Origin of the sequence: Cohnella caldifontis (assembly GCF_029360585.1) — a bacterium.
GTDB lineage: Bacteria > Bacillota > Bacilli > Paenibacillales > Paenibacillaceae > Cohnella > Cohnella caldifontis.
In genome coordinates this window covers 62,481-86,451 of record NZ_JAQZSJ010000018.1, presented here as the reverse complement: position 1 = coordinate 86,451, position 23,971 = coordinate 62,481, and the positions used below count along the sequence as shown (strand labels likewise).

18 protein-coding genes are annotated in these 23,971 nt (G+C 59.3%); 14 read left to right on the top strand and 4 right to left on the bottom strand.

Annotated features, from left to right (window positions below; translation table 11 throughout):
- Positions 1–57 precede the first annotated feature (57 nt).
- The 4 genes from PTZ19_RS20445 (at position 58) to PTZ19_RS20430 (ending at position 4,338) form a co-directional block, all read left to right on the top strand.
- Positions 58–1,605, top strand: coding sequence for an ABC transporter substrate-binding protein (locus PTZ19_RS20445; RefSeq protein WP_276357242.1), 1,548 nt, complete (start codon positions 58–60; stop codon positions 1,603–1,605).
- A gap of 70 nt (positions 1,606–1,675) precedes the next feature.
- Positions 1,676–2,602, top strand: coding sequence for an ABC transporter permease (locus PTZ19_RS20440; RefSeq protein ID WP_276357239.1), 927 nt, complete (start codon positions 1,676–1,678; stop codon positions 2,600–2,602).
- 11 nt (positions 2,603–2,613) lie between these two features.
- Positions 2,614–3,507, top strand: a complete 894-nt coding sequence (locus tag PTZ19_RS20435; protein WP_276357235.1) for a carbohydrate ABC transporter permease — start codon at positions 2,614–2,616, stop codon at positions 3,505–3,507.
- 24 nt (positions 3,508–3,531) lie between these two features.
- Positions 3,532–4,338: a Nif3-like dinuclear metal center hexameric protein gene (locus tag PTZ19_RS20430; RefSeq protein ID WP_276357232.1), complete on the top strand. Its 807-nt coding sequence runs from the start codon at positions 3,532–3,534 to the stop codon at positions 4,336–4,338.
- A 10-nt stretch (positions 4,339–4,348) separates the two neighbouring features.
- Here PTZ19_RS20430 and PTZ19_RS20425 read toward each other — a convergent pair whose 3' ends face one another.
- The gene (locus PTZ19_RS20425; RefSeq protein ID WP_276357229.1) at positions 4,349–5,239 is read right to left on the bottom strand and encodes an AraC family transcriptional regulator; all 891 of its coding nucleotides are present in this window, start codon (positions 5,237–5,239) and stop codon (positions 4,349–4,351) included.
- 186 nt (positions 5,240–5,425) lie between these two features.
- Here PTZ19_RS20425 and PTZ19_RS20420 point away from each other — a divergent pair, with 186 nt between their 5' ends.
- From PTZ19_RS20420 to PTZ19_RS20380, 9 genes are all read left to right on the top strand, one after another.
- Complete coding sequence (locus PTZ19_RS20420; protein ID WP_276357226.1) at positions 5,426–8,788, top strand: DUF5107 domain-containing protein; 3,363 nt, start codon at positions 5,426–5,428, stop codon at positions 8,786–8,788.
- Positions 8,789–8,790: 2 nt separating this feature from the next.
- A complete protein-coding gene (locus tag PTZ19_RS20415) occupies positions 8,791–9,708 on the top strand; it encodes an aldose epimerase family protein (RefSeq protein WP_276357224.1) in 918 nt (305 codons plus the stop codon).
- Positions 9,709–9,950: 242 nt separating this feature from the next.
- Positions 9,951–12,344, top strand: coding sequence for a beta-galactosidase (locus PTZ19_RS20410; RefSeq protein ID WP_276357220.1), 2,394 nt, complete (start codon positions 9,951–9,953; stop codon positions 12,342–12,344).
- A gap of 121 nt (positions 12,345–12,465) precedes the next feature.
- Positions 12,466–14,196 (top strand): sensor histidine kinase, encoded by a 1,731-nt coding sequence (locus PTZ19_RS20405; RefSeq protein WP_276357217.1) that lies wholly within the window; start codon positions 12,466–12,468, stop codon positions 14,194–14,196.
- A 21-nt stretch (positions 14,197–14,217) separates the two neighbouring features.
- Positions 14,218–15,792 carry a response regulator gene (locus tag PTZ19_RS20400; RefSeq protein ID WP_276357213.1) on the top strand — a complete coding sequence of 525 codons (1,575 nt, stop codon included), beginning with the start codon at positions 14,218–14,220 and terminating at the stop codon, positions 15,790–15,792.
- 1,166 nt (positions 15,793–16,958) lie between these two features.
- Complete coding sequence (locus PTZ19_RS20395; RefSeq protein ID WP_276357210.1) at positions 16,959–17,879, top strand: ABC transporter permease; 921 nt, start codon at positions 16,959–16,961, stop codon at positions 17,877–17,879.
- Between the two features lie 16 nt (positions 17,880–17,895).
- On the top strand, positions 17,896–18,822 hold the full coding sequence (locus PTZ19_RS20390) for a carbohydrate ABC transporter permease (RefSeq protein WP_276357207.1): 927 nt from the start codon (positions 17,896–17,898) through the stop codon (positions 18,820–18,822).
- Positions 18,823–18,871: 49 nt separating this feature from the next.
- On the top strand, positions 18,872–20,473 hold the full coding sequence (locus PTZ19_RS20385; protein ID WP_276357204.1) for an ABC transporter substrate-binding protein: 1,602 nt from the start codon (positions 18,872–18,874) through the stop codon (positions 20,471–20,473).
- A gap of 91 nt (positions 20,474–20,564) precedes the next feature.
- Positions 20,565–21,656 (top strand): glycoside hydrolase family 53 protein, encoded by a 1,092-nt coding sequence (locus tag PTZ19_RS20380; protein WP_276357199.1) that lies wholly within the window; start codon positions 20,565–20,567, stop codon positions 21,654–21,656.
- Between the two features lie 73 nt (positions 21,657–21,729).
- Here PTZ19_RS20380 and PTZ19_RS20375 read toward each other — a convergent pair whose 3' ends face one another.
- From PTZ19_RS20375 to PTZ19_RS20365, 3 genes are all read right to left on the bottom strand, one after another.
- The gene (locus PTZ19_RS20375) at positions 21,730–22,149 is read right to left on the bottom strand and encodes a VOC family protein (protein WP_276357196.1); all 420 of its coding nucleotides are present in this window, start codon (positions 22,147–22,149) and stop codon (positions 21,730–21,732) included.
- A 181-nt stretch (positions 22,150–22,330) separates the two neighbouring features.
- The gene (locus PTZ19_RS20370) at positions 22,331–22,816 is read right to left on the bottom strand and encodes a nitroreductase family protein (RefSeq protein ID WP_276357192.1); all 486 of its coding nucleotides are present in this window, start codon (positions 22,814–22,816) and stop codon (positions 22,331–22,333) included.
- Entirely contained in the window at positions 22,776–23,138 is a 363-nt protein-coding gene (locus tag PTZ19_RS20365) for a hypothetical protein (protein WP_276357188.1), read from the bottom strand. The genes PTZ19_RS20370 and PTZ19_RS20365 overlap by 41 nt, the downstream gene beginning before the upstream one ends.
- Positions 23,139–23,377: 239 nt before the next feature.
- Between PTZ19_RS20365 and PTZ19_RS20360 the strand changes: the two genes are divergently transcribed.
- Positions 23,378–23,923: a D-lyxose/D-mannose family sugar isomerase gene (locus tag PTZ19_RS20360; RefSeq protein ID WP_276357185.1), complete on the top strand. Its 546-nt coding sequence runs from the start codon at positions 23,378–23,380 to the stop codon at positions 23,921–23,923.
- Positions 23,924–23,971 lie beyond the last annotated feature (48 nt).

Sequence of the window (23,971 nt, the reverse complement as noted above, 5' to 3'; positions counted from 1 at the left end):
TTCGGGAACGGATACACTGGATTCGAATCCAATCCGAACAGGAGGCAAGACAAACACATGAAAAGAAAAAAGGGGATCGCCTCGCTGCTGTTGTCGATGGCGTTGTGCGGTTCGATCTTGTCGGCATGCGGCGGCAAGGACTCGTCGGAAACGCCGGCCAATCCGGAAGCTTCCGGCTCGAGCGGCAAAGTCGACAAGATCGTCTTCTCGCTGGTGTCGTTTAACCGGATTCCCGACGACATGAGCAAGATCAATGACGCGATCAACCAAATCACGATTCCGAAAATCGGCGTGCAGGTGGATTATAAGCTGTACAGCCCGGCGGATTATCAACAGAAGGTCAACCTGGCGCTGCAGAGCGGCGAGCAGATGGACGTATTCACGACGCTTGGGCAATTGACGAACTACGCGTCCAAAGACCAGCTGTACCCGCTGGAAGAGCTGCTCCCGAAGTACGGGAAAGAGATGACCGCCATCCTGGAGAAGGACTTCGGTCCGGACCTGCTCAAATCGACGACTCTGAACGGTCATATTTACGGAGTCCCCGTGAACAAGGGCATGGCCATCATCCCCAATTTCGTTTATAACGCGGACATGTTGAAGGCGGTCGGCTATACGCCGGACGACATCAAGTCGGCAGAAGACCTGCCTCCCATTTTCGACGCGATCAAGAAGAAGTTTCCGGATGTCGTTCCGTTCGGGCCGGTCAACGTAAACCCGAGCGATACGGGCCTCCTGTATTTGCTGAAAGGCACCAACAAAGTGGACTTCCTGTCGGATACGACGGGCGTCGGCGTGGTCGTCGGCAACGAGGGCAAGGTCCGGAATTTCTATGAGACGGACATTTTCAAAAACGGCGTCAACATGATGCGCGATTGGTATAACAAAGGTTACTTGCAGAAGGACGCCGCCACGACCACGATCGGCTTCTCCGATATGATCGCGTCCGGCCGCGGATTCTCGTACATCGCGGAGTACGGCGGCCTGCAGGCGGGGAAAGCGCTGAGCGCCCAAATGGGCAAACCGATCGAGATGAAACGGATCGCTCCTTATTATTTCGAGACGGGGGCCGTCAACCTGGTCAGCTGGATGGTGGCCAGCACGACGAAGGCGCCGGAAGCGTCCGTCAAGTTCCTGAATCTGCTGTACACCGACCCCAATCTGATTAACACCATCCTGTACGGGATCGAAGGCGAAGACTACGTCAAGGTGGACGAGCATCACGTGAAGCTGCCCGACGGCAAAGACGCTTCGACCGTTCCGTACACCGCCATGCTCAGCACGGGGATGGTCGGCTCCGAATCTTTGCAGTATCAGTTGGAAGGGGTCGACTGGTCGGACGTCGAGCTCAAGCTGAAGGAAAACAAGGAAACGGAGCGATCCCCTTATTTCGGGTTCATTTTCGACCAAAGCAAAGTGAAGTCGCAGATGAGCGCGGTCACCAACGTCGTCAATCAATATTTGCCTGGCCTCGTATGCGGATCGCTGGATCCGGACGCGACGATCCCGAAATTCGTGCAGGCGCTGAACGACGCAGGGGCGCAGACGATCATCAAGGCAAAGCAAGAGCAGTTGGATCAATGGCTCGCCTCGCAGCAATCATAACCGAGTTCGTGTTACGCAAAGTGGAGCCTGTCCGCAGGTTCCACTTTGCCTCATGGAGGAGAATCCCGGCATGAAAACCGTAACGATGAAAACCAAAGGGCCGAAAAAGACGCTGCCGCTGCTCATGCTGGCCTTACCGGGATTGTTGTATTTTCTGGTGAACAACTACGTGCCCATGGCCGGCGTATTCATCGCCTTCAAGGACGTGAGCTTCGCCAAAGGCATATTCCTCAGCGATTGGAACGGCTTCGCCAACTTCGAATTCCTGTTTCAGACGAGCGACGCCTGGATCATGACCCGGAATACTTTGCTGTATAATACGGCTTTCATCGTCTTGGGGACGATCGGCTCGATCTTCATCGCCCTATTGATGTCGGAACTGCTGAATAAAGCTTATTCCAAGCTGTATCAGTCCGGTCTGGTGCTGCCGAACCTCATCTCGATGGTCGTGCTGTCCTATCTGGTTTACGCGTTCCTGAACGCCGACAGCGGTTTCGTCAACCGCTCGATTTTGCGCCCATTGGGCCTTCCGGAGATCAGCTGGTATTCGGAACCGGAATATTGGCCCTATTTGCTCGTAATCATTCAAATGTGGAAGACGGCGGGTTACGGGTCCATCGTGTATTTCGCGTTTATCGCCGGCATCGACAAGAGCATCTACGAAGCCGCGAAGATCGACGGAGCGGGCAAGCTGAAGCAAATCCGGACGATCACGCTGCCGCTCCTCAAACCGACGATCGTCATTCTGGGCCTGATGTCGATCGGCCGAATCTTCAACTCGGACTTCGGCCTGTTCTATCAGGTTCCCATGAACGCGGGCGCCTTGTACAGCACGACGCAGACGATCGATACTTACGTCTATCGGGCGCTCATGCAGGTGAACGACGTCGGCATGTCCGCGGCTGCCGGCTTGTACCAATCGGTCGTCGGCTTCGCGCTGGTCATCGCCGCGAACGCGATCGTCAAAAAGGTTAACGCGGACAACGCTTTGTTCTAGGAGGAAACGCCATGATTCAAACGAGAGGCGAGCGGGCATTTACCGTATTCTCGGCGGCCGTGATGGGATTGTTGTCCGTATTCGCGTTCGTGCCATTTCTCTTGATCTTCATCGCTTCTTTCACCGACGAGCACGCCTTGATCCGGGACGGATACAGTTTCTTCCCGAAGTTGCTCAGCCTTGACGCGTACGCGTACATGGCTTCGTCGTCGGCGACGTTCCTGCGGGCATACGGCGTTTCTTTCCTGGTCACGATTCTGGGAACGGGGATCGGGCTGATGATTACGAGCATGCTCGCCTATCCGATGTCGAGGAGAGACTTCAAATACCACAACGTGCTGGCCTTTATCGTTTTTTTCACGCTGCTGTTCAGCGGGGGAGTCGTGCCGTCGTACATGCTGTGGAGCAAATACCTGCACGTGAAAGACACGCTGGCGGCTCTGATCGTGCCCAATCTGCTCACCAACGGATTCCACGTGCTGTTGATCCGGAACTATTACAAGAACAACGTGCCGCTTGACCTGATCGAGTCCGCCCAGATCGACGGGGCGTCGGAGCTCCGCACGTTCTTCCGGATCATGCTTCCGCTGTCCGTTCCGGTCATGGCGACCGTCGGACTGTTCATGGGGCTGGCGTATTGGAACGACTGGATCAACGCGCTTTATTTCATCACGAAACCGCAATATTACGGCATTCAGAACATGCTGATCCGCCTGATGAACAACATCCAATTCCTGAACTCCGGCCAGGCCAGCAGCATTCTCGGCGCGAACGCGGTCGCGCTGCCGAGCACGGCCATCCGCATGGCGATGGCGGTCATCGGCATCCTGCCGATCCTGTTCGTGCTGCCGTTCCTGCAGAAGTATTTGACCAAAGGGGTCGTCATCGGCGCCGTGAAAGGATAAACCGAATCGGAGGGGATACGGAAAATGAACGTGCAAGAAGTGATCGACGCGATATTGCGGGATGCCTGCGGAGGGCCGAAGCTGGAGAAAACGTGCGACGTCCTCGCCAGCGGCACACCGGACATGCAGGTGACGGGGATCGTGACCACCTTCATGGCGACCGTGGACGTCATCAAGGAAGCGGCCGCGATCGGGGCCAATCTGATCATCACGCACGAACCCACGTATTTTACGGGAGCGGACGAACTGGAGTGGCTTCGGCAGGATCCGGTCTACTTCGCCAAGAAAAAGCTGATCGAAGACCATGGGATCGCGATCTGGCGGTTCCACGACCATATGCACATGGCGCATACGGATCGGATCTACGACGGCCTGCTCAAGGAGATCGGCTGGGAAGACAAGCTGATCGAGCAGCGCCCGCCATGGGCTTATGAAATCGAGAAGACGACGCTGGGAGAGCTGGCGGAGTTCTTCAAAAGCAAGCTGTCCATGAACGCGATCCGGGTGGTCGGACGGCCCGACATGCCGTGTTCGCGCGTCGGGATCCTGGTCGGCGGCGGGAGCCTGGGACTGGGCCGGGAGCAAATGCCCGCGGAAGTGATGCGGGACAAAGACCTGGACGTCATGGTCTGCGGCGAAATCACCGAATGGACCTTGTGCGCGTACGTCAACGATGCCGCGATGCTGGGCATGAATAAAGCGATGATCGTCGTCGGTCACGAACGCACCGAGGAATGGGGCATGAAGCACATGGCGGATTGGCTTCGGCCGCTCGTCGGCGTCATTCCGGTCGCTTTCGTCGACGCGAAGGAGCCTTTCGCTTATTTGTGACGTTTGAAGGTCACCCTTTGGGAACTTTCCGGTACTCCGTGGGCGAAGCCCCCATCAGTTTCTTGAACAGCCTGGAGAAATAGTAAGGGTCGGAAATGCCGACGGCGGCGCAAACTTCCTTGACGCCGAGGTCCGTGAGGTCGAGCATTTGGCCGGCGCGCTGCATTTTCATCCGCAGGAAATATTCGATGGGCGGGCAGCCCGTCTCCCGATTGAACAAATAGATCAAATGCTGCTTCGATAAGCCGGTATGCCCGGCCAACTCGCGGAGCGTTACGGAGCCGTTCAGCCGGTCGGTCATGTACCGGATCGCCTGCTCCAGGTAACGCTCCCTTTTTTTGTCCCGGGCCGTGTTGTCGGCGGTGATCCCGATCGTGCTGAGCAGGTGGCGGATGCACTGGGAGACATGGATTTGGGCGGGCATGGAGTACGTCTTGTCCGACAGCAGCGCGTAGCTTTGCTCGAAGTCCTCCAGGAATCTGGCGTGCGTCCCGATGGTAAGCTGCAGAGGCCCCTGATCCAGGCCATAAGCCCGGATAAGCAACTCCGCTTGTTCTCCTTTCAGGTGAAACCAATAGATCGTCCAGGGATTGTCCGCGGAGGCGCCGTAACGGTGGGGGGAGCCGGCCGGAATCACGGCGAGCTGCCGGCGCTCCAGCTTCGCCGGTTTATCCCCCTTCCACTCGAGCCATCCTTCGCCTTCCGCGCAATAGATGAAAATATGGCTGTCGCAGCCCTCTTCCCTCTCCCGATAGTGGTAACGGGCGCGGGGAAAAAAACCGATGTCGCTTACATGGAAACCGCGCGTCAACTCGTTCGACATCAGTTCGTTTTGCATGTAATCGGGCTGAATGAACAACCGCTGCGCGTCGAAACCTTCCGGTTTCCGGATGCTTTCCATGGCCGCGATGCTTCCTCCCTCCGGCATGAGAACTTATTCCATCTGAATCGAAGCAACTTCGCTATTGTTTAGATCGTGAATTCGAATGAGATAAGAATATCATCCATCAAGAGCCGAGTTTCGTCAATTGGCTCCCCGCCGGATGCGAGGTACATTAGAACCATCAGACGGAGGAGGGGACTTTAAATGAGCATTCGGGAAGTACCCGCCGCGGGCGTTCAAGCCGTGCGGATCTGGGAAGAGGAACGGGAAATTCCGACTTACGGAACCGGCGAGCCGGACAAGAACCCGATGTTTTTGGAAAAACGCGTGTACCAGGGCAGTTCGGGCCGGGTCTATCCGCATCCGGTCATCGATAAAATCGAGGACGAGAAAAAGCCGAAAGCGTACCGGCTCGCGATCCTGGAAAACGAATACGTGCGGATCGAAATCATGCCGGAAATCGGCGGACGGATTTACCGCGCGCTCGACAAAACCAACGACTACGATTTCGTCTATTACAACCGGGTCATCAAACCCGCGCTTGTCGGCCTGGCGGGGCCTTGGATCTCCGGAGGCATCGAGTTCAACTGGCCGCAGCACCACCGGCCGAATACGTTCGGCCCCGTGGAATCCCTGCTGTCCGCGAACGAAGACGGCAGCGCGACCGTATGGGTCAGCGAAATCGACCGCATGTACGGCACCAAAGTGACGACGGGATTCACCCTGTATCCGGGCAAAGCCTACCTGGAAATTTCGGCGCAGCTCTACAACCGCACGCCGGAGCCGCAGACGTTCCTCTGGTGGGCCAATCCGGCCGTCGCCGTCAACGACCATACCCAATCCGTGTTCCCGCCGGACGTCACGGCCGTGTTCGACCACGGCAAACGGGACGTGTCCCGTTTCCCGATCGCGACCGGCACGTACTACAAGATGGATTACTCGGAAGGCGTCGATATTTCGAGGTACAAAAACATCCCGGTGCCGACCTCGTACATGGCGTATAAATCCGATTACAATTTCGTAGGCGGTTACGACCACGGCGTCCAGGCCGGCTTGCTTCACGTCGCCAACCACCACGTGTCCCCCGGCAAGAAGCAATGGACCTGGGGGAACGGGGAGTTCGGGCAGGCGTGGGACCGCAATTTGACGGACGAAGACGGTCCTTACATCGAGCTGATGACGGGCGTATACACGGACAACCAGCCGGACTTCACCTGGCTGCAGCCTTATGAAGAAAAGTCGTTCAAGCAATACTTCATGCCGTACAAGGACATCGGCGTCGTGAAAAACGCTTCGATCGACGCGGCCGTCAACCTGGAAGTCGACGAGTCGGCGCGCACGGCGACCGTCATGGCTTATGCCACGTCGGCGTTCGCGAATGCGTCGGTCGAACTGAAAGGCAAGTGGAGAACCTACGTGCTCGACCGGGTGGAACTCTCGCCGGTGTCGACGTACAAGTCGGTCGTGACGCTCGACGAACAGGATCAAGCGCACGACCTTCAAGTGACGGTCTCCGATGCGGAAGGCCGCGTCCTGATCGCATACCGTCCCGCCGAACCTTCGATCGAACAAGTGCCGGACGCCGCGAAACCGCTGCCCCAGCCGGAAGAGTTGAAGACGAACGAGCAGTTGTACTTGGCCGGCCTTCACCTCGAGCAGTACCGGCACGCTACGTTCGAGCCCGAGGCGTATTACTTGGAGGGCTTGAAAAGGGATGCCTCCGACATCCGGATCAACGTCGCTTACGGCACGCTGCTGCTGAGAAGGGGATGGTTCTCGCTGGCGGAGGAACACTTCCGCACGGCGGTGAAGTCGCTCACGTGGCGAAACCCGAACCCCTACGACAGCGAAGCGTATTACCAACTGGGCTTGGCGCTGAAATTTCAGGGGCGCCTGGAGGAAGCGTTCGCCGCGTTCTACAAATCCGTCTGGTCGGCGGCTTGGCAGGACGGCGGGTATTTCTCGCTCGCGCAAATCGCCTGCGGCAAGGGAACTTACGCCGAAGCGCTCGACCTCGCGGAACGTTCGCTGATCCGCAACGGCCGGAACTACAAGGCACGGCATTTGAAAACGGCGATTCTCCGCAAGCTCGGCAGATACGCGGAGGCGCTGGCCTTCGCGGACGAGACGCTGAAGCTGGACGTGGCCGACTTCGGCGCCGCCCATGAGCGGGAGAAGGCGCTCCGGTCGCTCGGGAAGGAACAAGACGCCGAGATTGCCCGCGACGGTCTGGCCAAGCTGATGAGGGACGATGTCCATAATTACATGAACCTGGCTTCCGACTATGCGGGATGCGGCTTGTACGGCGAAGCGGCCGAATTGCTGGAACGCCTCGTCAGCCGCTCGGACGGCAAGGCGTATCCGATGGCCCACTATGCGCTCGCCTACGTGCTGGAGCAAGCCGGTCGCCGGGAAGAGGCCGCGGCACAGCGGAAAGCGGGCAACGCGGCGCCGCCGGACTATTGCTTCCCGAACAGCCTGTTCGACCTGCTCGTGCTGGAAAGCGCGGTTGCCGCCGATCCGCGGGACGACAAGGCGAACTACTACCTCGGAAACTGGCTGTACGACAAGAAGCGGCCGGAGGATGCCATCGCGCGTTGGGAAGCTTCGCGGTCCGCCCGCGGCGATTTCGCGACCGTGCACCGCAACCTGGCCCTCGCCTATTACAACAAACGCGGCGACGCCGCGGCGGCCAGAGCCTCGATGGAAAAGGCGTTCTCGCTGAATCCTTCCGACGCGCGGGTGTTTTACGAACTGGATCAGCTTTACAAAAAACTCGGCGTGCCTGCGGCGGAACGCTTCGCCCGATTGGAAAGCCATCGGGAACTCGTCGAAAAACGGGATGACCTGTATGTGGAGTACGTCACGATGCTCAACCTGCTGGGACGCCACGCGGACGCGGTGAACGCGATCGCCGCGCGGCAGTTCCATCCGTGGGAAGGCGGGGAAGGCAAGGTGACCGGCCAATACGTGCTGGCCCACGTCGAGCTCGGCAAACGCGCGCTGCAGGAAGGCCGGTACGAGCAGGCGATCGAGCCGCTGAACCGCGCGCTCGTCTATCCGGAAAACCTGGGCGAAGGCAAGCTAACCGGCGCGCAGGAGAACAATATCTACTATTACCTCGGCCATGCGTACGAAGGTCTCGGGCGGCAAGAGGAAGCCGCGGCATGCTGGGCAACCGCCTCGCAAGGCTTGGAGGAGCCGGCGAGTGCGATGTTCTACAACGACCAGCCGCCGGACATGATTTTCTACCAAGGCATGGCGTGGCTGAAGCTCGGCGTGGCCAAAGAAGCCAAGCGGAGGTTCAACAAGCTGATCGATTACGCCGAAAAGCATCTGTTCGACGAGGTCAAGATCGATTACTTCGCCGTTTCGCTCCCGGACTTCCTCGTCTTCGAGGACGACCTCGACAAGCGGAACCGGGTTCATTGCCTGTATATGATGGGCTTGGGGCTTCTGGGGCTGGGCAGAACCCGCGAGGCGAAGGCCAGGCTGGAAGAAGCGCTCGCTTTGGAAACGTATCATCAAGGGGCCGGCATCCACCTGGCGCTGTGCGAATCCCAATGATCATGAGAGAAGAGACATACAAGGGCTTGCGCGCCGTCGCGGCGGAGAACGAGGACGTGCAGGCGATCGTCGTGCCGGAGGCGGGCGGGAAGCTGGTTTCGCTCCGCTACAAGCCGACGGGCAAGGAGTGGCTGCTCGATTCGGGCAGCCGGCCGCTTAGGCCGCCGGTTTACGGTTCGACGTTCACGGACGGGGACATGAGCGGCTGGGACGAATGCTTCCCGACGATCGACCGCTGCCAAGCGGACATAGGAGAAGAACGGGTTGCCTTGCCGGATCATGGGGAAGCGTGGTCGCTCCCTTGGAGCTGGGCGATCCAGGGGAACGGGTTGGTCTGCTCGGTGGAAGGGGTCGCCCTGCCGTACCGGCTGACGAGAACCTTGACGCTCGGCCATGGGGCCAGCTTGTCGCTATCCTATGAAGCGACGAATACCGGTAAGGTGCCCGTACCGTTCCTATGGGCGGCGCATCCCCAGTTTCGAGCGGACGAACCGACCCGGATCCTGCTCCCCGAAGCCATGCCGGAACTGTTGTGCGTGCACGGAGGACAATCTCTCGCAACCGGGCGAACGTACCGGGCGGCGGAGATCGTTCGGGTGAAGCCGGAGTTAACCGGAGACGGAACGAAGTTCTACTATCCCGGGACGGTTCCCGAAGGCTGGTCCGGCCTATACGGGGAAGACAGCGGCAATTACCTCCTCATCTACGCGCCGGTCGAATCCGTTCCCCATTGGGGCGTGTGGATCGACCGGGGCGCGTGCAACGACCGGACCGCCATCGCGCTCGAACCCGGCATCGGGTACTACGATTCGCTCGAGCGAGCCGTCGCGAACGGGACGGCGGTCACGCTTGGCCCCGGAAAATCCTATCGCTGGCGGCTTGATTTGAAGCTGGGAAGCGGGGAATGGCGAGCCGCTTGAATGCCGCGATCGGAGACGATCGGGCATCGAAGTATCCACATGATGGGGCAGTCCCGAAGGCCATGAACATGGCTGGGGGCTGCCCCTTTTTTCATTCGGTGCCATTTCCGCCGACGCTCCTGGCCCCGCCAAATCGTGGGAAACGTATAACTTTTCATTGATTCCCCCAATCGAATCCATTCCCTGCTTCTTCTACAATAGAGATCATAGAGACCTTGCAACGACGGAAGGAGCAGGACCACATGGAATATTCCCTCAATGCGCGCGTCCCGGCCAAGGCCGTTCGCCCGTCGACGCTTCGCCTCGGCGGCAGCAACCCGAACGGCGACCGGATCGGCTTCACGAATTATTACATGGAGCTGAACGGGCGCCCTTATTTCGCGATTTGCGGCGAATTCCACTACAGCCGGTATCCGGAGGCGGAATGGGAGACGGAGCTGCGCAAAATGCGCGCCACCGGCATCAACGTCGTCGCGACGTATATTTTCTGGAACCATCACGAGGAAAAGGAAGGCGCGTTCGATTGGCGGGGGAACCGCGATTTGCGGCGGTTTATCGAACTCAGCGCCCGCTGCGGACTGTACGCGATCCTGCGCGTCGGCCCCTTCTGCCACGGCGAAGCGCGGAACGGGGGACTTCCGGACTGGCTGTTCGGGCGCGAGTTTGACGTCCGCTCGAACGACGAAGGCTATTTGGCGTACGTGAACCGGCTGTACCGGGAGATCGGCCGGCAAGCGCGAGGGTTGATGTTCAAGGACGGCGGCCCGGTGATCGGCGTCCAATTGGAGAACGAGTTCAACGCCGCCGCGGCGTTGTGGGAATTGACCGCGAAGCAGGGGGACGAATACTTGAGCGGCGGAACCGGCGGCGCGGAGCATATGCGCCTGCTCAAGCAGATGGCGGTGGAAGCCGGGCTCGAAGCGCCGATTTACACGAGCACGGGCTGGGGCAACGCCCCGTTCCTGCAGGACGAAGTGCTGCCGTTGTATGGCGGGTATGCGTACACGCCCTGGACGATCAGCGAGCACAATCCCCATCAGCAGCCGACCGGGGAGTACGTATTCGCGGATTTCCACAACGATGAACCCGCGGCGGCCGGGGAATTCCATCCTCCTTATCCGCGCACCGCATATCCTTATGCTTGCTGCGAGATGGGCGGCGGCATGCAGACGTGGTATTTGGCCCGTTTCCGGGTGGAACCGGAAAGCGTCGCGGCGATGAGTTTGGTGAAAATCGCGGGCGGGTGCAATTTCCTCGGGTACTACATGTATCACGGCGGCACGAACCCGGTCGGCGAGACGGGCTATCTGAACGAAAGCACGACCCCGCGCATCACGTATGATTTTCAAGCGACGATCGGGGAATTCGGACAGATCCGTCCATCGAACGATCTCGTTCGGCCGCTGCATTATTTCCTGAGACAATTCGGGGAACGTTTGGCCCCGATGGCGACGGTGCTGCCGGAAGGCGCGGCCGGCATTCGGCCGGAAGACGCGGAGACGCTGCGGTACGCGGTAAGGACGGACGGGAAATCCGGGTTCCTGTTCATTAACAACTATCAGGATCACGTTGCGATGCGGGTGCATGAGGACGTCCGTTTCGCGATCGAATGCGGAGACGGCGCGCTGCGCTTCCCGCAGCGGACGGGGCTGACGATCCGTCCGGGCGCTTCGATGATGCTGCCGCTGCATTTCGACCTGGACGGCGCGGATCTCCTGTACGCTACGGCCCAGCCGGTTACGCGGGCTTCGTCCGCCGAGGCTTCCGCGTACTTCTTCCGGATGTCCGAAGGCGTTGACGGAGAGTTCGCTTTCGGAGAGGAAACGGTCAAGGATATCGCCTGTCACGACGCCGGCACCGCGGAACGGGATGCCTACGGCGGTTGGATCGTGACGGTTCCGCACGACCGTTCCGCTCGGATCCGCTTAACCGGACAGGACGGCCGCGACGTGTACCTGTACGCCATGACGGCGGCGGAGGCCGCGCGGCTGTGGGAGGTAGAGATCGGGGGCTTGCGGCGGATTTTCTTCTCCGAGCTGCCGCTCGCGGCGGACGGAGACGGCATCGTGCTGAACGGCAGCCTCGCCGCCGGCGCGGCAGGCGAAGGCCGATTCACGTTCCGCGAGTACGCGGGGCCGGGCTCCGCGGCTCCCGTCGCTTGGTCGGCGGAGTCGGCGGGCCTTCAAGCAGCCGACCGGGAGGACGGCTGGTTCCGCAGCTATTCCGTTACGGTTCCATTGCCTGACGTTCGGCTTGACGTCCGCCGCATCCACGACCGCAAGGTCGCGCTTTCGGTCGGCTCCGCGATCGCGGCGATCGGAGGACGCGTGTCCGACGTGCTGCTGTCGGTCGACTACACGGGGAACGTCGGTTACGCCTTCTCCGGCGGGGAGCTGCTGCACGACCATTTCCATAACGGAGCGCCGTGGGAAATCGGGCTGTCCCGGTTCCGGGACAGGATCCGGGACGGGCGGATCGTGCTCGAGACGACGCCGCTGCGCAGAGGAGTCATGACGGTGGAAGCCGGCGCCGGCATGGCGGCGGAACAGACCTTCGTCGGGGAACAGGCGGCGGAATTCCGGGACATCGAGGCGATTCCGATCCTCCGAATCCGTCTTCGCGCGAATGCCGAATAACGCGCGTTCCGGCCTTCCATGGTTTGCTATTTCTTCAAGCGTTTCCTCGGATTACTTCGTTTATCGATTCCGATATACTGGTTGATATACTCCGGAGGATCCGTCAAACCGGGAGGCAGCCATGGTGCAAGCGGTACCGAGAAAACCGTATATCCCCTACACCTATAAAATGATGATTTCCTATCTGCTCCTCGTTCTCGTGACGGACGCCGTCATCGGTTATATCTCGTACGCGATGCTGATCGGTTCGCGGACCGAGATCGCGGAGACGAACATCCGCACGGGAATGGAGCAGACGAGCAACAACCTGAAGTACCAGCTGGACGAAATCCAGCGCATTTCCGATACGCTGTTCGGCAGCACGCCTTTTCAGCGGGCGCTGGTGAAGCGGGGCGATCCGTTCGACATCTACCTGACGATGATCGACGAGATCGTGCCGCAAATGCGGGCTCCGCTTCAGCTGTTCGGCAATCCGATCCGGATCATCCTGTACACGGCGAACGGCGACCTGAACATCGTGGAAGGCGACGACCTGGCGACCCCGATCGTGAGGAGCGACTACTACATCCTTCCGTTTCAGGACATCGAAGGCAGCCGGTGGCTTCCGTCGGTCCGGTCCGGAGAGGACAACCGCTGGATGCAGGTCGAGACGGACCGCATGCTCGGCAATATTTCCCACGTCCGCCGCATGGTGTCGTTCAACGACTACCAAACCGTCAGCGGCTATCTCCGGATTACGGCCAGCTTCTCCGATCTGCTCGGGAACTACGAGACGTTTCCGGCCCAAGACGGCATCACGATGCGGCTCGTGGACGGCGCTTCGGCACATATTCTGTACCAGAGGGGAAGCGCGGAACCGGCCGCGGCCGAGTCGCCGTCCTTCATGACGCTGAAGCGGAACGTGCCGGGAACGGATTTCGTCATCGAGACGCTCGTGCCCTACGAATACCTTCGCAAGGACGCCCGGCGGCTGCAGGAGGCGATCCTCGGCATCTGCTCGGTCAGCTTCCTCGTGATGGCGTTGATCGGGTTCCTCGTCGCCCGGTTGAACGGACGCAAAATGCGCAAGATCGTCTCGCTCGTCCGGTCTTTCGAAAGCGGCAGCTTCGAGAAACGGATCCGGTTCGGCGGCAACGACGAATTCGGCCGCATCGCCGACGCGTTCAACGCGATGGCCGGCAATATCCAGGAGTTGATCGACAGCGTGTACGTTCAGGGCATCCGGCGCAAGCAGGCGGAGCTCGACGCGCTGCAGGCGCAGATCAATCCGCATTTTCTGTATAACACGCTCTCCACGATCAGCAGCCTGGCCAATCTCGGGGAGACCCGCCAGGTGACGGCCATGGTCAAAGGATTGTCGAAGTTCTACCGTCTGTCGCTCAACCAAGGACAGGTCCTGATCCCGCTGGGCAAGGAGCTCGAACAGGTAGAAGCTTATCTGGAAATCCAGAGGGTCAAATACGCCGACGCCTTCACCGTCCATAAGGACGTGGACCCGGATATCCTGGACGTTCCGGTGATCAAGCTGATTCTGCAGCCTTTCGTGGAAAACGTCTTCAAGCACGCCTGGTTCGGCGACACGATCGCGATCCGGATCACGGGCCGCAGGCTGGGCGACAGAATCGAGCTGAAAGTGATCGACAACGGCGTCGGCATGAAGCCGGAAACGGTGGCGGGCATGTTCGCCGGGACGGGGCAAGCGGGCGGTTACGGGTTGCAGAACGTGAGCGAGCGGATCAAGCTCCGGTACGGGGACGAATACGGCATCGGCATCGGCAGCGTATACGGAGGCGGCACGACCGTACGGATCGCGCTTCCGGCCGAATTGCCCGATTCCGCGAAAGAGACGTGATGCGGGGAGGAGGAAGAGCGAATGAACGTCAAAACGCTGCTCGTCGACGACGAGAAGATCGATCTGGAATGGATGAGACGGCGCGTGGCGGGAAGCGGCCTGCCGCTGGAAGTCGCGGGAACGGCGAACAGCGGCTTCGCCGCGCTGCAGATCCTGCAGGAGCAGCCGATCGATCTCATCCTCTCGGACATCCGCATGCCGATCATGACGGGGATGGAATTCGCCCGCAAGGCGAAGGAAATCCATCCGCGCGTCAAAATCGTCTTCATCAGCGGCCACGAAGATTTCGGCTACGCGAAGGAGGCATTGTCCCTGCACGCGTCCGGTTATTTGCTGAAGCCCGTAGACGATGACGAGCTTCATGGGATGCTGGCCCAGCTGTGCGAGGAAATCCGGCAGGAGAGGGAGCGGATCGAATCCGAAGTCGAGGTGCTGTCGCTGGCCAGCCAAGAGCTGCTGCTCCGCTGGCTGAGCGGACGGACCCGCGAACCGCTGGACGGGCGGATGCAACGGTTTTTGGCTCCGCTGGTCCGCGAGGGCGCTGCCGCGGCGATCGTCGAAATGGACGACACGGAGTGGAAATTGCGCGAAATGCCGGCGGAGGAGAGGCAGAAGCTGGCCGGGGAAATGGCGAAATTCATCGGGGATTTCGCGGCGGAGAACGGACTCGGCACGATCGTCGCCAGTCCGTCGGACCATCGGTTGGTCGTGCTGGCAGAAGGTACGGAAGAAGAGTGCACCGTACTCCTGGAAGAGCTCATCCGCGCGGCAGCCGCCGCGTTTCCCCTGACCGTTACGGCCGGCTGCGGCGCGTTCACCGACGATTGGCGCCGGCTGCCCGAATCGTACCGCCAAGCGGAGGCGGCCATCGGCGCCAAATGGCTGATCGGGAAAAACCGGCTCATCCGCGACGTGGCGGAGCCATCTCCGGCCGACCGGACGGCCGAGAATTTGGACGAGCTCGTCGACCGGATGCTGGAAGCGATCCTGGCCTACGACCTGGTCGGCATCGACGACTGCCTGCTGCGGATTTTCGGGCGCGAACGGCCGCTCCAGCGGATGGACGACGTCTATAATCTCATCATCCGCATGACGTCCAAGCTCCACGCGGATTTGCGCCAGCTGGACGAGAACCTGTACGAGCTGCTCGAATGGGAATCGCACCAACCGGCGGTCCTGTTCCGGTTCGAGACGGTCGACGATATTCTGTCCTGGCTGCGGCGGCGTTTTTTCGAGCTGTCCGAGATGCTGTTCACCAAACGGTCCAAGCCGAACCGCAAGCTGATCGACGTCATCATCCGTTACGTCCAGGAGCGGATCGAGATGAAGGTGACGCTCAAGGAGGTCGCGGCCCGCTTCGACTTCTCGCCGAACTATCTCGGCCACCTCTTCAAAGAAGAAACGGGCAAACATTTCAGCGACCTGCTGATGGACCTGCGGATGAAACGGGTATGCGAGCTGCTCGCGGATCCGTCGCTCAAAATCTACGAGATCGCCGACCGGGTCGGTTATAAGAACATCATCTACTTCAACCGGCAGTTCAAGCTGTGGGCCGGCATGTCGCCCGGGGAATACCGGAAGAAGCATAACATCTGAATCCGAATGCCGAAGCGCCTGGGGCCAGTGCGGTCCCGGGCACTTTTTTCGAATCCCCGGAATTAATAATTTTTCGGGGTGAAGTCATGCTCTACCCTTTTCTAGAAANGCATGTCGCCCGGGGAATACCGGAAGAAGCATAACATCTGAATCCGAATGCCGAAGCGCCTGGGGCCAGTGCGGTCCCGGGCACTTTTTTCGAATCCCCGGAATTAATAATTTTTCGGGGTGAAGTCATGCTCTACCCTTTTCTAGAAAGACCAGACGCCGGCTGCCCCATTCGCTGAGGCGGTAAGGCTAACGGACACAGCGGACGCTATGGGGGTCTCTCTTCGGCAAAGCGCATTGTAACGGACACAGTTGCGCTTATTGGGGGAAAAAAACCACGTATATCCGTAACAGGCTACGGATAAGGGCCGTGGTGTCCGTTACGATTTGAAAATGAGGGGATTTGATCCAATAGCGGCTGCGGTGTCCGTTAGAATCAGCACCCTTGACGGGAAGGATGGGGTTTCGGTGAAAAACGTTACCGCATGGGCAGGAAGGCGGGATCAACCATGACCAAGAGCAAGCGGTAGAGGGATTGACTAAAGCCTGCGGCGCAAGCTTAACCCCCGCTGGCGCGCGGGGCAAGAGCTGAATAAGCCTGCGGCGCAAGCTTAATCCCCGCTGGCGCGCGGGGCAAGAGCTGAATAAGCCTGCGGCGCAAGCTTAACCCCCGCTGGCACGCGGGGCAAGAGCTGAATAAGCCTGCGGCGCAAGCTTAACCCCCGCTGGCGCGCGGGGCAAGAGCTGAATAAGCCTGGGGCGCAAGCTTAACCCCCGCTGGCGCGCGGGGCAAGAGCTGAATAAGCCTGCGGCGCAAGCTTAATCCCCGTCTCTCTGGACAACGGGTCCCGATGGTCATGTTCATTCGATTACAGGATTGAGGATGGTTCGTGGGTAAGTTGCTGATAAGTGACTGCAGAGGCACGAATCAAAAGGACCGTCAGGGACGAATTTCTCCCTGACGGTTTTTCTGACCGGTTGCCGAGCCCGCCTTCGCGAATCGTAGAAAGTGTATAAGTTTTAGTTGCTTGCCTGAATGTCGGGGTCCCGGGCCCGCATTTTATAATCGGAATGTGAATAGAGAGCGGTTTACCGTACTACCGAGAGGGGCGACACCTATGTACCGAAGCGGCTTTTGGGGGGATCTGGCGAAATACCGCACCCTGCTGCTGATGCTGCTGCCCGGCGTCCTGTTTTTCGTCGTTTTCGCCTACATTCCGATGGCCGGCGTCGTGATGGCGTTTAAGCAGTACACTTACGAAGGCGGGATTTTCGGCAGCCCCTGGACCGGATGGTCCAACTTCCGGTTTTTCTTCGATTCGGGCAGCGCCTGGCAAGTGACCCGGAACACGGCGCTCTACAACGTCGCCTTCATCGTGGTGAACAACCTGCTGCAGATCGTGATGGCGATCCTCCTGTTCGAGGTCGCGGTCAAGTGGTTCCGGAAAATTTTCCAAACGATGCTGTTCCTGCCCTACTTCATCTCCTGGGTCGTCGTCGGCGCCATCGCCTACAACCTGCTCAGCTACGACTACGGCACGATCAACGTCGTGTTGAAGGCGCTCGGCATCGAGCCGATCGACGTCTATAACACGGCGGCCTACTGGCCGGCGCTGCTGGTGATCGTATCGGCATGGAAGGCCGTCGGCTACGGTTCGATCATGTATCTGGCCGCGATCACCGGCATCGATACGGAGATGTACGAAGCCGCGGAAATCGACGGCGCGAACGTCTTCCAGCGCATCGTCAAAATCACGGTGCCGAACCTGATGCCGACCGTCATTATCTTGGTGCTGCTGGCGATCGGGAACATTTTCCGCGGGGACTTCGGGATGTTCTACAACATGGTCGGCAACAACGGCCTGCTGTTCGCGTCGACGGACGTCATCGACACGTTCGTGTTCCGATCCCTGACCGGTTCCAACGATATCGGCATGTCGTCGGCCGCCGGGTTCTATCAATCGGTGCTCGGATTCGTGACGATTCTGCTCGCCAACTACGCGGTGCGCAAATACGACAAAGAACGCGCGCTGTTTTAAAAGGGAGGGAGAGAGCATGAGCGCACTGCCATCGTCCGGCCAGCCGGCTAAAGCCATCGGCAGGGGGAGAGCCGACAAGCGGCTGCTCCAGATTCTCGGATATGTCCTGCTTGCCGTCATTTCGCTGTTCTGTCTGATTCCGTTCATCCTCGTTCTCTCGTCGTCGCTGACGAAGGAAAGCAGCATCATCGAGCACGGCTACCAGCTGTTTCCGACCGTCGCCTCCACGGAGGCGTACCGCCTGCTCTTCCGGTATCCGGAGCAGATGCTGAAAGCGTACGCGGTCACGATCGGCGTGACGGTCACCGGAACGGCCGTCGGCCTGTTCCTTACTTCGATGACGGCTTACGCGCTGGCGAGGAAAGATTTCAAATGGCGGAACGGGTTCTCGTTCTTCTTCTTCTTCACCACGCTGTTCAGCGGGGGCCTGGTGCCCTGGTACTTGATGATCGTCAACTATCTGCACTTGAAGGATACGTTCCTGGTGCTCGTGCTGCCGCTGCTGTTGAACGTGTTCTATATCATCGTCATGAAGTCGTTCATGAGCGGCATCCCGGAAGCGATTACCGAGTCGGCCAAAATCGACGGGGCGGGGGACTTCCGGATTTACGCCCAGCTGATCCTTCCGTTATCCAAGCCGGCGCTGGCCACCATCGGTCTCTTCATCGCGCTGGCCTACTGGAACGATTGGTACAACGCGATGCTGTTCGTCTCGAACGAAAACCTGATGCCGCTTCAGTACTACTTGTACAAGACGCTGGGCAACATGGACGGCATGCGCCGGGCCATGATCGCCTCGGGCGCCGCGGTGAATCTCCAGATTCCTTCGGAAAGCCTCAAAATGGCGATGACGATCGTCGCGATCGGACCGATCCTGCTCGCTTACCCGTTCATCCAGCGTTATTTCGTCCAAGGACTCACGATCGGCGCCGTCAAAGGATGACCTCAGGGAAACCTGGTTATCAATATTTTTCATAGGGGGACAATCCAACATGCAACGCACGAGAAAATCGGCATTCCTGCTTCTCGCTCTCGTATTCGTCATGTCCTTGCTGCTCGCCGCATGCGGCGGCAAGACCGGCAAAGACGCCGGCAGCTCCGCTTCCGCGGACAACGGAGCTTCGGGCACGCCCAGCTCGTCCGCTTCCGCCTCCGCACCCGCTTCGAACGCCGGCAACCCGGACACGTCGAAAGAGGTCAAGCTGAAAATGATCCTGCTCGGCGGCAAACCGGCCGATTTCGACCAGGTATGGAGCGAGCTGAACGCGAAGCTGAAAGCGAAAATCAACGCGACCGTCGACGTCGAATTCCTCGATTGGTCCGATTGGAACCAGAAGTACCCGCTGAAATTCGCCGCGAACGAGAACTTTGACATCATCTATACGGCGAACTGGGCTTATTATAACGACCAAGCGCTCAAGGGCGGCTTCCTCGAACTGACGGACGACATGCTGCAGAAGTACGCCCCGCAGACTTGGGCCACCATGCCGAAGGTCTCTTGGGAGCAGGCCAAAGTGAACGGCAAGCTGTACATGGTGCCGAACAACAACGTGGAAGTCACGAACAAAATCGTGCTGTACCGCGAAGACCTTCGCAAGAAGTACAACCTGCCGGAAATCGACAGCCTGGAATCTTACGCGAACTACCTGAAAACGGTGGCGAAAAACGAGAAGGGCATCACCGCCTACGGCGCGAAAGCCGCCGACGGCTGGAAATGGCACGAGCTCGACCAAGCGACCCTGGAGCAGAACAACGATTTCCACGTCGTCGATACGCGCGTGCCGATGGCCTACAAGCTGGACGACGCGACGGGCAAAGTGTTCGACATCTACGAAACGCCGGAATTCAAGCAGCTGCTCGGCTACTATAAAGACCTGGCCGACAACGGCGTCTGGTCGAAGAACGTCGTCAGCAACAAGAACGACGTCTGGCAGGACATGAAGGCGGGCAAAGTATCGTCTTACGCGCAAAACATCGGCACGACGGCCATCAACATGGAAGAAGCGCGCCGCGATACGCCGAACCAAGAATTCATGATCGCCGACATCACGCCGAACAGCAAGAAGATCTCCGCGATCTCGACGCAGAACGGCCTGGCCATCCACGCGACCTCCAAAAACGTGGAGCGCTCGCTGATGCTGATCGACCTGCTCCAGAACGACAAGGAAATCCACGATCTCACGATGTACGGCATCGCCGGAACGCACTTTAACCCGCAAGGCGACAAGCAATACACGCCGGGACCGAGCGCATCCAACTACACCGGATTTTCCAACTGGGGCTGGAACTCGCCGCTGAACCGGCAGGACGCCCAGTATCCGCAGGAAGCGAACGATATGTTTGACGGCTGGCAGTCGAAGGTGTACCACTTCCCGCTCGAGACGTTCGTGTTCGACGATACGAAGGTGAAAACGGAAGTCGCCAACGTCAGCAATGTCATGCTGCGTTACGCCATCCCGCTGGAGTACGGGCTCGTCAAGGACACGGATAAAGGCCTGGCCGACCTGATCAAGCAGCTGAAGGCAGCCGGCATCGACAAGGTCCAGCAGGAAATGCAGGCTCAGATCGACGCTTTCCTGGCGAATCGGAAGTAATCGGAAACGGATCGAAGAGGGGGCGTTCGTCCCCCTCTTTCTTCTTGTCCCGTAACGGCGAAACCGCATGCGTACGAAGGAGGAGAACATCATGGCGAAACAGTTTCTCAAAGGAATGGACATCTCTTTCTGGGATGAAATCGTGTCGGAGGGCGGAGCGTTCTACGAGGACGGCCGGGAAAAGGATTTGCTCGAGATTTTGCGGGACGGCGGCGTGAACGCCATACGGCTCCGGCTGTGGAACGAGCCGGAAGCCGGATACGTGAACCTGGAGCGGACGAAAGGAATCGCTCGGAAGATCAAGGCGGCGGGGATGCATTTCCTGCTGGATTTCCACTATTCCGACTACTGGGCCGATCCGCAGAAGCAGACGAAACCGAAGGCGTGGGCGGGTTTGGCGTTTCCGGACCTGGTGAAGGCCGTCGGGATGTATACGGAGCGGGTGCTGACCTCGTTAAGGGAGCAGGGCACGCTGCCCGACATGGTGCAGATCGGGAATGAAATCACGCCGGGCATGCTGTGGGAAGAAGGCAAAGTCGGCGTTCCGGCCGATGTCGGTACGGCACAGGAACGTTGGATCGGCGAAGAAAGATTCGATACCGAGGAGCAGTGGATGCGTCTGGCGGAGCTCGCGAAGGCGGGAATCGAAGGCGCGCGGCGCGCGGCGGAGGGCGTGCGGGATTTCGAAATCATGATCCATCTCGACCGGGGCGGGGATAACGGGGCAAGCCGGTATTTTCTCGATAAGCTCTTGGCTCGGGGCGTGGAATTCGACGTCATCGGCCAATCGTTCTACCCGTGGTGGCACGGTACGCTGCGGCAGCTCGAGGATAATTTGCGGGACTTGGCCGTCCGGTACGGCAAGGACATCGTCGTCGTCGAGACCGCATATCCGTGGACGCTGGCGCCGGAAGGGGACTTGGCGTTCATCGTGTCGAGCGAGGATCAGCTTCACGAAGGATACCCGGCAACGGTGGAAGGGCAGCGACGGTATTTGGAGGATTTCATGGCCGTCATTCGCCGGACGCCGAACGGCAAGGGCCGCGGGTTCCACTATTGGGAGCCGGCCTGGATTCCGTCGAAGGAGCAATGGTCGGTCGGCCATCCCAACAACTGGAGCAACATGACGCTGTTCGATTTCCGGGGCAACAAACTGGCTTCGCTGGACGCCTGCCGTTCCTGAAGCCGCATACAAAGGCTGGGCCTCGTCTAGAGGCCCAGCCTTTGTCATTGTCCAACCCCGGACGGTCAGGAGCTTACTCCTGCGGCATTTGAAAGTTCGGGTCCATATAAGCGATTTCCCACAGATGTCCGTCCAGGTCTTCGAAGCTTCTCACGTACATGAAACCGTGGTCCGCGGGTTCCTTGGACTGCTTGCCTCCGGCGGCCAACGCCTTGTCGGCCAGCTCGTCCACGTGCGCCCGGCTGTCGGCGGAGAGCGCGATAATCGCCCCGGCGGCGCCGGCGACGTTGGCGACCGGCTTGTTGATGAACGAACCGAAATACGATTCCTCCAACAACTGAACGGACGTATTGTCGTTGATGATCAAGCAAGCCGATTTTTCGTCGGAGAACTGCGGGTTGAACTCGAACCCGATGCTGCCGAAAAATTCCTTCGTCCGGTTGATCTCTTTCACCGGCAAGTTGATGAACGTGTAAGCCGATTTGTAAGCCATTGTACAGGTCACCTCATCCTATTTTTTTGGGTACAGCCGCGCGCGATCTGCTGTATGGCTTTAATATACCTTATGAGGAATATTCCTGTCAATGAATATTTGTGTTTTTTTGGGTGGGTGCTTTCTGGCTTTCCGTACGCGATTGATGGGCAGCGTGGAAGCGGTCAATCCGATCGGCTGATTATGGCAACCTCTTGATCTTCCCGGCGATCGGCGTCCGGGGTTTGGCCGGCGGGACTTCCGCGGGATAACCGACCCCGAAAACCCCGACCACGTCGTAATCTTCCGGCACGCCGAGGATGGCGCGATTCCGGGGCGAAGCGCCGATCGACGACCAGAACACGCCGGCGCCCGCTTCGTGGGCCGCGAGTTGGAAGTTTTGCGCGAAACAGGCGGAGGCCATCAGATTCTCGTCGCGGTCGAGCGGGGTAGGAGCGGGTTTGGATAGAATCGCCAGCACGAGCGGCGCCTGGCCGAAGTCCGTTTTATGGTTCAACTCCGCCCTCGCGTTCGGTCCGACGACCAACACTTCCCAAGGCTCGGTCATGCGATGGTTCGGGGCATGGCTTGCCGCCTCCAGCCAGGCCGTCCATTCCGCCTCCGGAATCGGATCGGGCTTGAACGCCTTAATCGTTCTTCGGTTTCGGATCGTTTCCCCAATCGCCATCTTTCGCACCCTCTCCGTCTCTTTTTTCCTCGTTCCCCATGGGGGCTTCTACAAGCTCGAATACGTGCGCGAACTCTTGGATGATCGAGTCGACCGCTTTCAGTTCGCCGCTGATGACGGGCCTGATCGATTCGTATTCCGGTTGGTTCAGCTGCCGAATCAAGGCGGAGCGTTTGACTTGCAGCCGCTCCAGGAAAGCGATCGCCCGGCCCCGGCGAAACGTCTGGGCGCCTTTCTCCCGATGTTCCCCATGGCCGCGGCGCTCGCGATACCCGCCATGCCGTCCGCGATGCCCTCCGTGTCCGGGGGTTTCCTCTCTCATTCCATGCTTCCTCCTCAACGTATACAATTGTATGCGTGTGGAATTTGTATACAAATGTATACGGAACCTGCTCGACTTGTCAAGAAGCATGCGTGTTTCCGGTTCCTTCTGAAGGGGGCTGAGCTTCAAAGTCGGATCCATACGGACGCGAGCCATGTTGAAAAAGGTTGGGAAAAGCTCCCGCGGGGATGACAAACCGGGGCAGGATGCTATATAGTGACCTGATAGGAGGGATCGAGATGAAGAGGGAAGACGTCGTTCAAGCGCAGGCGAGGGCGGCGAAGATGCTAGAGGATCAAGGGATCCGGTTGACGGAAGAGGAGAAGCGCCGCATCGAGGTGGCCGATTTCGGATTGAACCGGCTGAACCTCGAAGGACTCGAACTGATCACGTACGTCAATAACGACCGTTATTGCGCCAAGGAACTGGTGTTGTTTCCGTTCCAGACTTGCCCGGAGCATCTGCACCCGCCGGTCGGCTCGGATCCGGGGAAGACGGAAACGTTCCGCTGCCGGGCGGGACTCGTATTCCTGTACGTAGAAGGAGAACCGGCGGAGCGCATCCGGGCTTCCCTTCCGGAGGGCAGCGAGCCGTATTATACCGTCCGTCATGAAGTCGTGCTCCATCCGGGAGAACAGTACACGATTCCCCCGGGCACGAAGCACTGGTTCCAAGCCGGAGGCGACGGAGCGATCGTGTCGGAGTTCTCCAGCACGAGCCGAGACGAGTACGATATCTTCACCGACCCCCGCATCCGCAGGATTCCCGAAATCGCGAACGGCTGATCGCCCTCGCATCCGTTCCCTGTAAGCGGTGACAGGCACAATCAGGAA